This window comes from Streptomyces sp. NPDC058469 (genome assembly GCF_042721125.1).
Classification (GTDB): Bacteria; Actinomycetota; Actinomycetes; order Streptomycetales; family Streptomycetaceae; genus Streptomyces.
In genome coordinates this window covers 22,457-35,310 of record NZ_JBHXME010000025.1, presented here as the reverse complement: position 1 = coordinate 35,310, position 12,854 = coordinate 22,457, and the positions used below count along the sequence as shown (strand labels likewise).

The window sequence follows — 12,854 nt, the reverse complement described above, 5'->3', positions numbered from 1 at the left end:
GGCGCAAGATTAGTGACCCGGAGCGAGCCGGTCCGATCTCTGCACAGGCCCTCCCGATCCGTGACGAACACGTGTCGAACAACGTGTCGAACGGCCCGTGACGGCGGGTCAGCCCGGGTACTCCGCGACATATTTCCGGGCCTGCGCCAGCGCCTCCGGATGCAGTGCCTCACCCGCCGGAAGCAGCCGCGGCAGCAGCTCCCGCTCGGTCGTCACCGCCCGGAACTGCAGGGCCACCGTCACGTCGTGGTCGGGCCGGTGCACGATCTCGATCGCGTCGCCCGCCCGGATCTCGCCGGGCTCTATGACCCGCAGATAGGCCCCCGGCGCACCCTTCACGGTGAACCGCTTCACCCACCCCCGCTCGCCCAGATGGTCCTGGAAAGTGCGACACGGAATACGCCCGCAGGTGACCTCCAGCACCACCTCGGAACCGATCCGCCAGCGCTCGCCGATCCGCGCGCCGGACACGTCGAGCCCCAGGGTCGTCAGGTTCTCCCCGAAGGAGCCGCTGGCCAGCGGGCGCCCCAACTCCCGCTCCCAGCCGTCGAGATCCTCGCGCGCGACCGCGTACACCGCCTGGTCGTCGCCGCCGTGGTGCCGCCGATGACACACCGCGTCCCCGGCGAGCCCGCTCCCGGCGACCCCCTTCGGCCCGGGCGCGCTCACCCGCACCGGCGTGTCGGTCGGCCGCTTGTCGATGCCCGTCACACCCTCGGGCTGCTCCGTGTACGGCACGGCCGTGGCCCGGCCCAGATTCAGCGACAGAAGCTTCATGACGGCACGGTAGACGAGAGCGCCCCAAAGGCGTGGCGCATTATTCGTCGCCGTACCCAAGAAGCGCTTATGCTCGCCGCATGATCGAGGCCCGACATCTCCGTGTGCTGCGCGCCGTCGCCGCCACCGGCTCCTTTTCGGCGGCCGGGCGTGAACTGGGCTGCACCCAGCCCGCGGTCAGCCAGCAGATGAAGGCCCTGGAGACCTCGGTAGGCACCCCGCTCCTCATCCGCACCGGCCGCGAGATGCGCCTGACCCAGGCGGGCGAGGCTCTGGTCCGGCACGGCGCCGGCATCCTCGCCGGCCTGACGGCGGCGGAGGAGGAGGTCGCCGCGATCGCGGGCCTGCGCGCCGGCCGGGTCCGCCTGGTCTCCTTCCCCAGCGGCAGCTCGACGCTCGTCCCCACCGCACTGGCCGCCCTGCGCGCCGCCCACCCCGGCACCCGCGTCTTTCTGGAGGAGGCCGAGCCGCCGAACTCCGTAGAACTGCTCCGCGAGGGCGACTGCGACGTGGCGCTCGCCTTCCGCTACGAGGCCGCGACGGGCGCCGAGGACTGGTCCGACCTGGTGGTACGCCCTCTGCTCAGCGACCGCCTGGTCGCCCTGGTCCCGGAAAAACACCGCCTCGCGCGCGCGGAGTCCGTGGCCATCGGCGAACTCGCCGGGGACCCCTGGATCGCCGGCTGCCCGCGCTGCCGAGGCCAGTTGGTCGAGGTGTGCGAGAGCGCCGGCTTCACCCCGCGCATCGACTTCGCGACCGACGACTATCCGGCGGTCGTCGGCCTGGTGAGTGCGGGGCTGGGCGTCGCCGTCCTGCCCCAGCTCGCCATCGAGTCCGTACGGCCCAGGGGTGCGCGGACGGTGGCGCTGGAGCCGGCGGTGCGGCGGGAGATCGTCGCGCTCACCCTGCCCGACCTGGCGCAGGTGCCGGCTGTGGCGGCGACCCTCGGCCAGTTGGAGCGCGCTGCCACGGCGGGACGCTCGGGGCGCGAAAAGTAAGGGGCACGCGTGCGCGTGCCCGTCCTTGCAGAAACGTTCCTTCAGTTGTTCGAAACGGAGTCCCCGCCGGCCGCCGAGGCCGACACGAGCCGATTGCGGGCCCGCCCCATCAGTTCTTCGCGCTCGTCCTCGGTCAGGCCGCCCCAGACGCCGTACGGCTCGCGCACCGCCAGCGCGTGCGCCGCGCACTGTGCGCGGACCGGGCACCTCATGCAGACCTCTTTGGCCGAGTTCTCACGAGCGCTTCGTGCCGCACCGCGCTCGCCCTCGGGATGAAAGAAGAGCGAGCTGTCGACCCCTCGGCAGGCAGCCAGGAGCTGCCAGTCCCACAGGTCCGCGTTCGGTCCGGGAAGGCGGGAGAAATCTGCCATTGCGTGACCCCTTGTAGCCGTTATGGGCGGATACGGTGTCCACGACCGTACAACTACGATCTAAGGAGATGAAAATATGACTCATTGCGAATCTAGCCTCAGACACCAGCAAAAGGGAAGAAATAGGGCTGAATGGGGCACCGGTTGTGATGAAAGCTTGTGGGTCGGTCGCGCACGCCTCCTCCGTGTCCGCACCCTCACGTAGAGTGCCGAAGATGGCACACGGCCCCGTAACTCTTTCGAGTGACCGTCGTTGAGAGTGCGAGGCGGTTGAAAACACAAGTGCTCGGGCAAGCGTCCGAGACGGTCGACCGCACAGGTGACGATTTCGTACCAGCCTGGAGGCTCAAGGTGACGCGCATCAGTTGCGGAGGGCGGCCATGACATCCGTCCTCGTCTGTGACGACTCCCCGCTTGCCCGAGAGGCGCTCCGCCGCGCGGTCGCGACCGTGCCCGGTGTCGAGCGCGTGACGACGGCGGCCAACGGCGAGGAAGTCCTCCGCCGCTGGGGTGCCGACCGCTCGGACCTCATCCTGATGGACGTACGCATGCCCGGACTCGGCGGTGTCGAGACCGTGCGGCGGCTGCTGTCCGCCGACCCGGGCGCACGCATCATCATGCTCACCGTCGCCGAAGACCTGGACGGCGTGGCCCTCGCGGTCGCGGCCGGCGCCCGCGGCTATCTGCACAAGGACGCCTCGCGCGCCGAACTGCGGGCCACGGTCACCCAGGCCCTCGCCGACCCGACCTGGCGACTGGCCCCGCGCCGGCTGCGGTCCGCCGAGATGGGCGCCGCACCGACGCTCACCGCGCGCGAGATCCAGGTCCTCGAAGGAATGAGTCACGGCCGCTCCAACGCGGAGATCGGCCGTGAGCTGTTCCTCTCCGAGGACACCGTCAAAACGCACGCACGGCGCCTCTTCAAGAAACTCGGCGCCTCGGACCGGGCACACGCCGTGGCGCTCGGTTTCCGGTGGGGTCTGGTCCGTTAGGACCAGGTCAGTGGGTCGTAGCGGGGATACGAGAATCCCCGCCCGCCTCCGGGTGGGCGGGGACGGTGAAGGGGCCCGCCGGGTGCCCGCTGCTCGTTTCGCCGCGGATGCCGCATCCTTGAGATGTGGAGTTCCTCGGGGACGAGTCGGTCGAGCGGGAGGGGAGGGCGCAGGAGATGAGTTCCGGCGCACCTGCTCATAACGCTTCGGTGCACAACAACGGACGCGGTGCCACGGACCCTTCGGCCGCAAGGCACCATGGACCGATGCGTGACGACGAGGCGGCCAGGGCCCCAGGGGCGATTGGTGGACTCGTCCTTCGCGCGGTCGACGGAGACGAGCAGGCCACCCACGATCTGCTCGCCCACGTCCACCCACTGGCCCTGCGCTACTGCCGCACCCGGCTGTCCCGACTCCCGGGCGACGCACGGCACTTCGTCGAGGACCTCGCCCAGGAGGTCTGCGTCGCCGTCCTCCTCGCACTGCCGCGCTACAAGGACACCGGCCGTCCCTTCGAGGCCTTCGTCTTCGCCATCGCCGCCCACAAGGTCGCCGACCTCCAGCGGGCCGCGATGCGCCACCCCGGTTCCACGGCGGTCCCCTCCGACGAGATGCCGGAGCGCCCGGACGACTCCCTTGGCCCCGAAGAGCGCGCCCTGCTCAGCAGCGACGCCGAATGGGCCAAGAAACTCCTGGCCAACCTGCCGGAGAACCAGCGCGAACTGCTCCTGCTGCGCATCGCCGTCGGCCTCACCGCCGAGGAGACCGGTCAGATGTTGGGAATGTCACCCGGCGCGGTCCGGGTCGCCCAGCACCGGGCGCTGAGCCGACTGCGGGCACTGGCCGAGCAGTAGGGCAGGGCTCTCGGGGGCGGCCAACAACGCCTTCGGTGGCGGCGGCCGGCGCAATGAGCGACGGCGCCTTCCTTGAACAGTCGGCCGACCGATCACGTACGAACATACGAAGCCCGGAGCCGGTCACAGCCGTGGAATCGTGGAATTCGGGACCCCTGCTTCCCGTTAGCATGGACATCCGCACCGATCAAGGCCATTTGGGGAAGGTGTCATGACTGCCAACGTCGACGGAGTGCCCGCCAAATTCGCGACACTAGGGCTGACCTACGACGACGTGCTGCTGCTGCCGGGCGCGTCCGACGTGCTCCCGAACGCGGTCGACACCTCGTCCCGCATCTCGCGCAACGTCCGGGTCAACATCCCGCTGCTCTCCGCGGCGATGGACAAGGTGACCGAGTCCCGGATGGCGATCGCGATGGCCCGCCAGGGCGGTGTCGGTGTGCTGCACCGCAACCTCTCGGTCGAGGACCAGGTCAACCAGGTCGACCTCGTGAAGCGTTCCGAGTCCGGCATGGTCACCGACCCGATCACCGTGCACCCGGACGCCACGCTCGGCGAGGCCGACGCGCTGTGCGCCAAGTTCCGCATCAGCGGCGTCCCGGTGACCGACGGCAACAAGAAGCTGCTCGGCATCGTCACGAACCGCGACATGGCCTTCGAGACCGACCGCTCCCGTCAGGTGCGCGAGGTCATGACCCCGATGCCCCTGGTCACCGGCAAGGTCGGCATCTCCGGCGCCGACGCCATGCAGCTGCTGCGCCGCCACAAGATCGAGAAGCTGCCCCTCGTGGACGAGGCGGGCATCCTCAAGGGCCTCATCACGGTCAAGGACTTCGTCAAGGCCGAGCAGTACCCGAACGCCGCCAAGGACGCGGAGGGCCGCCTCATCGTCGGCGCCGCCGTGGGCGCCAGCCCCGAGGCGCTGGAGCGCGCCCAGGCCCTCGCCGAGGCCGGTGTGGACTTCCTGGTCGTCGACACCTCGCACGGCCACAACAGCAACGCCCTCAACTGGATGGCGAAGATCAAGTCGAGCGTCGGCGTCGACGTGATCGGCGGCAACGTCGCCACCCGCGACGGCGCCCAGGCCCTGGTCGACGCCGGTGTCGACGGCATCAAGGTCGGGGTGGGCCCCGGTTCGATCTGTACGACGCGTGTCGTCGCCGGCATCGGCGTCCCGCAGGTCACCGCGATCTACGAGGCTTCCCTCGCCGCCCGCGCGGCCGGCGTCCCGCTCATCGGCGACGGCGGCCTGCAGTACTCCGGCGACATCGGCAAGGCGCTCGCCGCCGGCGCCGACACGGTGATGCTGGGCAGCCTCCTCGCGGGCTGCGAGGAGTCGCCGGGCGAGCTGCAGTTCATCAACGGCAAGCAGTTCAAGTCGTACCGCGGCATGGGCTCGCTCGGCGCGATGCAGTCCCGCGGACAGGGCCGGTCGTACTCGAAGGACCGCTACTTCCAGGCCGAGGTCGCCTCCGACGACAAGCTCGTGCCCGAGGGCATCGAGGGCCAGGTGCCCTACCGCGGCCCGCTGGCCAACGTCCTGCACCAGCTCGTCGGCGGGCTCCGCCAGACCATGGGCTATGTGGGCGCGGCCACCATCGAGGAGATGGAGACCAAGGGCCGCTTCGTCCGGATCACGTCGGCGGGCCTCAAGGAGAGCCACCCGCACGACATCCAGATGACGGTCGAAGCGCCGAACTACAGCCGCAGCAAGTGATCTCCACGCGCGCGTGAACGGGTCGAGGGCGGCTCCGGAGCATCCGGGGCCGCCCTTGTCGTACCCGTCGGCGATACTGGAAGACGCTGAAACGCAGAGGAAAGGCCACAGACGTGACTGAGATCGAGATCGGGCGCGGCAAGCGCGGCCGCCGGGCGTACGCCTTCGACGACATCGCCGTCGTCCCCAGCCGCCGTACGCGGGACCCGAAGGAGGTCTCGATCGCCTGGCAGATCGACGCCTACCGCTTCGAGCTGCCCTTCCTGGCCGCCCCCATGGACTCGGTCGTCTCGCCGGCCACCGCGATCCGCATCGGCGAGCTCGGCGGCCTCGGCGTGCTGAACCTCGAAGGCCTCTGGACGCGGTACGAGGACCCGCAGCCGCTGCTCGACGAGATCACCGGGCTGGACGTGGACGCCGCGACCCGCCGGCTCCAGGAGATCTACGCGGCTCCCATCAAGGAGGAGCTGATCGGGCAGCGCATCAAGGAGGTGCGCGACTCGGGCGTGGTCACCGCCGCCGCGCTCTCCCCGCAGCGCACGGCCCAGTTCTCCAAGGCCGTCGTCGACGCGGGCGTGGACATCTTCGTCATCCGCGGTACGACGGTCTCGGCGGAGCACGTGTCGGGTTCGCACGAGCCGCTGAACCTGAAGCAGTTCATCTACGAGTTGGACGTCCCGGTGATCGTCGGCGGCTGCGCCACGTACACCGCGGCCCTGCACCTGATGCGCACCGGCGCCGCGGGCGTGCTCGTCGGCTTCGGCGGCGGCGCGGCGCACACCACACGCAACGTGCTGGGCATCCAGGTCCCGATGGCCACGGCGGTGGCCGATGTCGCCGCCGCCCGCCGCGACTACATGGACGAGTCCGGCGGCCGGTACGTCCACGTCATCGCCGACGGCGGCGTCGGCTGGTCCGGCGACCTCCCCAAGGCGATCGCCTGCGGCGCGGATGCGGTCATGATGGGCTCCCCGCTGGCCCGCGCGACGGACGCACCGGGCAAGGGCCACCACTGGGGCATGGAGGCGGTGAACGAGGAACTCCCGCGCGGCAAGAAGGTCGACCTCGGCACGGTCGGCACGATCGAGGAGATCCTCACGGGTCCGTCCCACATCCCCGACGGCTCGATGAACATCTTCGGGGCGCTGCGGCGCGCGATGGCGACGACCGGGTACAGCGAGCTGAAGGAGTTCCAGCGGGTCGAGGTCACGGTGGCCGACTCGCAGCACAAGCGGTAGGCGTGGTCAGTTCTACGACGCGGTAGCCGTACGGCGCTTTTAGGGGCCCGGACCTTGGTGGTCCGGGCCCTTTTGTGTGCCCAAGTGGGGCTGGTGGGGCGCGTGTTGGGACCAGGGGGCGCACGGTTGCGTTCGGGGCGAAAGTTCGCTGGTGGGGCGTGTCGGGGCGGTAACGTCCGTGATCGGCGCCCCAGTTGTGGGGGTGCCCCCTTCCACGGAAATCGTTCCGGACCCGGGCTCTCGGGGCCCGGCCCGAATTCCAGACGAACCGCCTACCGGGCTAATGGGCGGCCTCGTGGAAGGGGGCGCCCATGGGTCGCCACCGCAAGCCCACCCGCTGGGACCGGATCCGTCTTCGGATGGTGAAGCAACGGAGGAGGTGGATCTTGTGGATTCACGGCGGAAAGTGAGCGGCCACCCCCAACACAAATAGGGGTGGACACTCCGTTCACTTTTCAGGAGCTCACCGCAGCAGCCACTGCGGTGGGCTCCACCTCGTTGGCGGAAGGTAGGCGGCCACCCCCATCACAAGTAGGGGTGGACACTCCGTTCACTTTTCAAGAGCCAACCGCAGTACCCGCTACGGCCGGTTCCACCTGTTTCTTACGGTACCGGCGCCGCGAGTCGCACGCCACCAGCCCCCGACGCACACCCCGCCTCAAGCGCCCCCCTGCGCAACCCGCGCGCCGGGGTCAGAGCGCGGCTTTCTTCGTGCCGGAGAACGCGGCGAACGCGGCGATGGCGAAGAAGACGAAGGTGAGCGGGTCGGAGTCGGCCTTCCAGGCGTCCTGGACCACGTCGAAGTGGTCGAAGAACACCTTGCTGAAGCTCACGCCGAGCTCGTCCGCGCCGATCATCGCCTCGCCGACCAGCTGGCCGAGGTAGACCGCGCCCAGGGCCAGGACGGCGCTGACCACGGGGAGGACGGGGTTGCGGCCGCCGAGCCGGCCCGCCGCGAGGCCGATGACGAAGCCGACGCCGACCGCCGCCCAGCCGATCTCGTGCTTGGTGGTGCCGATGACGACGCCGTAGATCCCGGCGGCGACCAGCGCCGCGGCGACGGCGGTCAGCAGGCCGAGCACGATGTTGTTCTTCGGGGGCGGGGGCGGCGCGTACGGAGCCGCGGGCGGCGGCGGTACGGCGCCGGGCTGTTGGGCGTACGGGTTGCCGTCGACCGGCTGCGGCTGGACCTGTGCCTGCGGCTGGGCCGGGAACTGTGGCTGCGGCTGTGGCTGCTGTGGTGGCGTGGCTGACTGGCTCATGACAGAGATCCCCCCACGGGATGTGAAGACAGGAAAGGTGAAGCGGAGATGCGTGCGCACGGATATGCGACACCTGTGCGACGAGTGTGGGGAGATTAGCAGGTCGACGTAACCCTGTGACCAGTCGTTTTCGTGCTCAGAGCCGGTGTGCAGCCCCCGTGGGCGTCGCTCCCCGCGTGTCCAGGAGCAACTGGGCCTTCACGGACAGGCCCTGGAGGTCGTACGTCCGGTGCTGCTGGAGCAGGATCGTCAGGTCGGCGTCGGCGGCGGCCTCGTAGAGGGAGTCCGCGCGGGGGACCGGGCGGTCGAGGACGCTCCAGGACGGGATGTGCGGGTCGTGGTAGCTGACGGAGGCGCCGAGTTCCATCAGGCGGATCGCGATCTCCTGGGCGGGGGTGGCCTGTTGGTCGGCGAGGTCCGCCTTGTAGGTGACGCCGAGGAGGAGGACACGGGCCCCGCGCGCGGACTTGCCGTGCTCGTTGAGGAGCGTGGCGGCGCGCTGGATGACGTAGCGGGGCATCTGGTTGTTGACCTGCTGGGCGAGTTCGACCATGCGGAGGGGGCGCGCGCCGTGCCCGGTCAGGTCCTGGGGGACGGCGTGGCCGCCGACGCCGGGGCCGGGGCGGAAGGCCTGGAAGCCGAACGGCTTGGTCTCGGCGCAGCGGATGACGTCCCAGAGGTCGACGCCCAAGTCGTGGCACAGGACGGCCATTTCGTTGACGAGGGCGATGTTGACGTGCCGGAAGTTGGTCTCCAGGAGCTGCACGGTCTCCGCTTCGCGCAGGCCACGCGCGCGTACCACCTTGTCGGTGAGACGGCCGTAGAACGCGGCGGCCGACTCCGTGCAGGCCGGGGTGAGGCCGCCGATCACCTTGGGGGTGTTGGCCGGGGTGAAGTCGCGGTTGCCGGGGTCGATGCGGCTGGGGGAGTAGGCGAGGTGGAAGTCGCGGCCCGCGCGGAGGCCCGAGACCTCTTCGAGGAGCGGGCGCAGGAATTTCTCGGTGGTGCCGGGGTGCACCGGTGACTCCAGGATCACCGTGGTGTGCGGGCGCAGGTGGGCCGCGAGGGCGCGGGCGGCAGTCTCCACCTGGCTGAGGTCGAGGCCGCCGTCGGCGTCCCTGGGGGTCGGCGCGCAGATCACGGCGGTGCGTACGCGGCCGAGCTCGGCGGGGTTGGTGGCCGGCCGGAAGCCCCCCGAGAGCATCCGGCGCAGTTCGGCGGGGCTGAGGGAGCCGGCCTCAGGACCGGTCTTGAAGCCGACCGTGGCGATGCCGGCGGCGACAGCGGCCTGGGCCAGGGGCAGGCCGAGAGGACCGAGTCCGATGACGGCGAGATCTGCGGGCATGGCGTGGGCCGTCCTTCCCAGTAACCGAAGCGGGACAGGTGCGCAAGCCCTGTGGACAGAACGAGCGAGCGCAATGTCAGACTAGGAGTAAATATGACCGTTATGCGGGATTGGACGGCTGTGTTTTTCGGCAGTCCTGTGATTGTTGTCCACAGGCTGGGGGCGAGTGGTGGCTGAAGTCGGGCAACCCGGTCAGAATTTGGGCAGGGGGGATACGAACCGGGCTTCGCCGAACAGGTGCGGCCGGCGCTACCGATAGCGGGAGGCAGCGGTGAGGACAGCGACACTGGGTCCGGCGCAGCGAGCCGAGGCACTGGCGGGAATGGCCGAGCGCGAACTGGATGTGCTCGTGGTGGGCGCGGGTGTGGTCGGCGCGGGCACCGCCCTGGACGCCGTGACACGAGGCCTGTCCACGGGACTGGTCGAGGCGCGCGACTGGGCGTCCGGCACATCGAGCAGGTCGAGCAAGCTCATCCACGGAGGTCTGCGCTATCTGGAGATGCTCGACTTCGCCCTCGTCCGCGAGGCGCTGAAGGAACGCGGACTGCTGCTGGAGCGCCTGGCCCCGCACCTGGTGAAGCCGGTGCCGTTCCTGTACCCGCTCCAGCACAAGGGCTGGGAGCGCCTCTACGCCGGCTCGGGCGTCGCGCTGTACGACGCGATGTCCATGGCCCGCGCCCACGGCCGGGGCCTGCCCACGCACCGCCACCTGAGCCGCCGCCACGCCCTGCGCGTGGCACCCGCCTTGAAGAAGGACGCCCTGGTCGGGGCCCTGCAGTACTACGACGCGCAGATGGACGACGCCCGCTATGTGGCCACCCTGGTGCGCACGGCCTCGTCCTACGGCGCGAAAGTCGCCAACCGCGCGCGCGTGACCGGCTTCCTGCGCGAGGGCGAGCGCGTGGTCGGCGCCCGGGTGCAGGACGTCGAGGCGGGCGGCGAGTACGAGATCCGCGCCAAGCAGATCGTGAACGCCACGGGCGTGTGGACCGACGACACCCAGGCGATGGTCGGGGAGCGCGGGCAGTTCCACGTCCGGGCCTCCAAGGGCATCCACCTCGTCGTCCCGAAGGACCGCATCAACTCCTCCAGCGGGCTGATCCTGCGTACCGAGAAGTCCGTGCTGTTCGTCATCCCGTGGGGCCGGCACTGGATCGTCGGGACCACCGACACCGACTGGGACCTCGACAAGGCCCACCCGGCCGCGTCCAGCGCCGACATCGACTACCTCCTTGAGCATGTGAACTCGGTGCTCGCCGTGCCGCTGACCAGAGACGACGTCCAGGGCGTGTACGCGGGACTGCGACCCCTGCTCGCGGGTGAGTCCGACGCCACCAGCAAGCTGTCGCGCGAGCACACCGTCGCGCATCCGGTGCCGGGGCTCGTCGTCGTGGCGGGCGGCAAGTACACGACGTACCGCGTGATGGCCAAGGACGCCGTGGACGAGGCGGTGCACGGGCTCGACATGCGGGTCGCCGAGTGCGTCACCGAGGACGTGCCGCTGCTCGGCGCGGAGGGCTACCGGGCGCTGTGGAACGCGCGGGCGCGGATCGCCTCCAAGACCGGCATCCATGTGGTGCGCGTGGAGCACCTGTTGAACCGCTTCGGGTCGATGGCGGAGGAGATCCTCGACCTCATCGCCAAGGACCCCACCCTCGGCGAACCCCTCCAGGCCGCCGACGACTATCTGCGCGCCGAGATCGTCTACGCCGCCTCGCACGAGGGCGCACGGCACCTGGACGACGTCCTCACCCGCCGCACCCGCATCTCGATCGAGACCTTCGACCGGGGCACGCGCAGCGCCCGTGAGGCCGCCGAGTTGATGGCACCGGTGCTCGGCTGGGACAAGGACCAGATCGAGCGCGAGGTCGAGCACTACGAGAAGCGGGTGGAGGCCGAGCGGGAGTCCCAGCGCCAGCCCGACGACCTGACGGCGGACGCGGCGCGGTTGGGGGCGCCGGACATCGCGCCGCTGTAGCGACGCCGGGTGCGGTTGGCCCAGCCCGGGGCCGCCTTCACTCGAACGAGTGTCGCGAACTGGGATCTTTGTCCGGAACCCGGCCGTTCTACGAGGTGCGGGGGCAGAACTCGGCGGCGAGCAGGGCCGGTTCGAGTCCGGGGTCCGCGATCTCGCTCGTGTTCACCCGGAAGGTGAGGACATGACGGCCGTCGACGGTGGCTGCGGTGCGCACGTAGCTGCCGGAGATCCGGCCGTTGTGCCCCCACACCGTGGTGCCGCACGGGAGCTTCACCGGAAACAGACCCATGCCGTACGAGCCGTGTGCGGTGCGGGTGTCGAGCATCTCGCGCAGCCAGCGCGGGGACAGCAGTTCGCCGCCGAGCAGGGCCGAGTAGAAGCGGTCCAGGTCGGTGAGCGTGGTCACCAGCTCGCCCGCGGCGCCGGCCACCCGCGGGTCGAGATCGGTGACGTCGGAGCCGTCGGTGGCGTAGGCGCGGCCGTGCGGCGAGGGAAGTGTGGTGCGGGAGCCCGGGAAGGAGGTGCCCGTCAGACGCAGCGGAGCGAGGATGCGGCGCTCGGCCTCGGTGGCGTACGAGTTGCCGGTGACCTGCTCGATCACCAGGCCGAGCAGCACGTAGTTGGTGTTCGAGTAGGAGTAGCGGCCTCGATCGGCCGGAGGGTGGGTGATTGCCATACGGACGGCCTCGGTTGGGGAGACGGGAATCGTGCCCCCGGTGAGCGCGGTGAAGTCGTACAGGCCGCTGGTGTGGGTGAGCAGGGAACGGAGGGTCAGCGCGCGCCCGTCGTTGCCCGCTCCGTGTACCAGACCGGGCAGATGCTGCTCCACCGTGTCGGACAGGGACAGCCGGTGTTCGGCGGCGAGTTGGAGGATCACCGTCGCGATGAAGGTCTTCGTGATGCTGCCGGCGCGGAAGTGGTCCGCGCGGCTGATGCCTGTTCCGGCCTGTGCGTACTCCGTCGTGCCGGGCCCGTAGTCCGACTCGGCCCGCGCGTGGTCCGTCCCGGTCGGTGTGCTGCCGGAGCCCGTGCTGTCATGGGCCAGTAGGGCCGCGGCGGGGGCCTTGCCGCGGGTGGTCAGGAGTGTGACCAGGGCGTTTGTGGCCGTTGCCGGGTGGGCCTGGGAGACGGCAGTGGACAGGCCGAGGAGGGCCAGGGACACCGGAATGGCCAGCAGTGTCCAAGGTGTGGGCATCGCGATCCTCCGTTCTCCGGGGTCATCCTGTCGGACTTGGCTGTGTGACCTGCGGCGGATATCCGACGGGATGTGCCGCAGGTGCGCGAGGAGAGGCCCCCTGGGCGTTGGGCACTTGTTCGGTAGG

11 protein-coding genes are annotated in these 12,854 nt (G+C 70.1%); 6 read left to right on the top strand and 5 right to left on the bottom strand.

Annotated features, from left to right (window positions below; genetic code table 11):
- Window positions 1-108: 108 nt before the first annotated feature.
- Window positions 109-777, bottom strand: coding sequence for an MOSC domain-containing protein (locus ACFWP5_RS14640; protein WP_384155055.1), 669 nt, complete (start codon window positions 775-777; stop codon window positions 109-111).
- Window positions 778-857: 80 nt separating this feature from the next.
- On the opposite strand from ACFWP5_RS14640, the gene ACFWP5_RS14635 reads away from it, so the two are divergent.
- Window positions 858-1,775 carry a LysR family transcriptional regulator gene (locus ACFWP5_RS14635; RefSeq protein ID WP_384155053.1) on the top strand — a complete coding sequence of 306 codons (918 nt, stop codon included), beginning with the start codon at window positions 858-860 and terminating at the stop codon, window positions 1,773-1,775.
- A gap of 41 nt (window positions 1,776-1,816) precedes the next feature.
- Here ACFWP5_RS14635 and ACFWP5_RS14630 read toward each other — a convergent pair whose 3' ends face one another.
- Window positions 1,817-2,146, bottom strand: coding sequence for a WhiB family transcriptional regulator (locus ACFWP5_RS14630; protein WP_324789113.1), 330 nt, complete (start codon window positions 2,144-2,146; stop codon window positions 1,817-1,819).
- Window positions 2,147-2,526: 380 nt separating this feature from the next.
- Here ACFWP5_RS14630 and ACFWP5_RS14625 point away from each other — a divergent pair, with 380 nt between their 5' ends.
- The 4 genes from ACFWP5_RS14625 to ACFWP5_RS14610 all read left to right on the top strand — a co-directional run bounded on the left by ACFWP5_RS14625 (window position 2,527) and on the right by ACFWP5_RS14610 (window position 6,947).
- Window positions 2,527-3,138, top strand: coding sequence for a response regulator transcription factor (locus tag ACFWP5_RS14625; protein WP_003948568.1), 612 nt, complete (start codon window positions 2,527-2,529; stop codon window positions 3,136-3,138).
- A gap of 266 nt (window positions 3,139-3,404) precedes the next feature.
- Window positions 3,405-3,992 (top strand): sigma-70 family RNA polymerase sigma factor, encoded by a 588-nt coding sequence (locus ACFWP5_RS14620; protein ID WP_328680015.1) that lies wholly within the window; start codon window positions 3,405-3,407, stop codon window positions 3,990-3,992.
- 211 nt (window positions 3,993-4,203) lie between these two features.
- Window positions 4,204-5,709 carry an IMP dehydrogenase gene (gene guaB, locus ACFWP5_RS14615; protein WP_384155050.1) on the top strand — a complete coding sequence of 502 codons (1,506 nt, stop codon included), beginning with the start codon at window positions 4,204-4,206 and terminating at the stop codon, window positions 5,707-5,709.
- A 113-nt stretch (window positions 5,710-5,822) separates the two neighbouring features.
- Window positions 5,823-6,947: a GuaB3 family IMP dehydrogenase-related protein gene (locus ACFWP5_RS14610; protein ID WP_384155048.1), complete on the top strand. Its 1,125-nt coding sequence runs from the start codon at window positions 5,823-5,825 to the stop codon at window positions 6,945-6,947.
- Between the two features lie 692 nt (window positions 6,948-7,639).
- On the opposite strand, the gene ACFWP5_RS14605 is transcribed toward ACFWP5_RS14610, so the two are convergent.
- Together ACFWP5_RS14605 and ACFWP5_RS14600 are read right to left on the bottom strand one after the other, a co-directional pair.
- Complete coding sequence (locus ACFWP5_RS14605) at window positions 7,640-8,209, bottom strand: hypothetical protein (protein WP_384155046.1); 570 nt, start codon at window positions 8,207-8,209, stop codon at window positions 7,640-7,642.
- A 136-nt stretch (window positions 8,210-8,345) separates the two neighbouring features.
- Window positions 8,346-9,554, bottom strand: a complete 1,209-nt coding sequence (locus ACFWP5_RS14600) for a nucleotide sugar dehydrogenase (protein ID WP_384155044.1) — start codon at window positions 9,552-9,554, stop codon at window positions 8,346-8,348.
- Between the two features lie 271 nt (window positions 9,555-9,825).
- On the opposite strand from ACFWP5_RS14600, the gene ACFWP5_RS14595 reads away from it, so the two are divergent.
- Entirely contained in the window at window positions 9,826-11,532 is a 1,707-nt protein-coding gene (locus ACFWP5_RS14595; RefSeq protein ID WP_384155042.1) for a glycerol-3-phosphate dehydrogenase/oxidase, read from the top strand.
- Between the two features lie 88 nt (window positions 11,533-11,620).
- On the opposite strand, the gene ACFWP5_RS14590 is transcribed toward ACFWP5_RS14595, so the two are convergent.
- Entirely contained in the window at window positions 11,621-12,727 is a 1,107-nt protein-coding gene (locus tag ACFWP5_RS14590) for a serine hydrolase domain-containing protein (RefSeq protein WP_384155040.1), read from the bottom strand.
- Window positions 12,728-12,854 lie beyond the last annotated feature (127 nt).

Coding starts and splice junctions, on each gene's coding strand:
- ACFWP5_RS14640 (WP_384155055.1), bottom strand. CDS start 777: ATGAAGCTTCTGTCGCTGAATCTGGGCCGGGCCACGGCCGTGCCGTAC.
- ACFWP5_RS14635 (WP_384155053.1), top strand. CDS start 858: ATGATCGAGGCCCGACATCTCCGTGTGCTGCGCGCCGTCGCCGCCACC.
- ACFWP5_RS14630 (WP_324789113.1), bottom strand. CDS start 2,146: ATGGCAGATTTCTCCCGCCTTCCCGGACCGAACGCGGACCTGTGGGAC.
- ACFWP5_RS14625 (WP_003948568.1), top strand. CDS start 2,527: ATGACATCCGTCCTCGTCTGTGACGACTCCCCGCTTGCCCGAGAGGCG.
- ACFWP5_RS14620 (WP_328680015.1), top strand. CDS start 3,405: ATGCGTGACGACGAGGCGGCCAGGGCCCCAGGGGCGATTGGTGGACTC.
- guaB (WP_384155050.1), top strand. CDS start 4,204: ATGACTGCCAACGTCGACGGAGTGCCCGCCAAATTCGCGACACTAGGG.
- ACFWP5_RS14605 (WP_384155046.1), bottom strand. CDS start 8,209: ATGAGCCAGTCAGCCACGCCACCACAGCAGCCACAGCCGCAGCCACAG.
- ACFWP5_RS14600 (WP_384155044.1), bottom strand. CDS start 9,554: ATGCCCGCAGATCTCGCCGTCATCGGACTCGGTCCTCTCGGCCTGCCC.
- ACFWP5_RS14590 (WP_384155040.1), bottom strand. CDS start 12,727: ATGCCCACACCTTGGACACTGCTGGCCATTCCGGTGTCCCTGGCCCTC.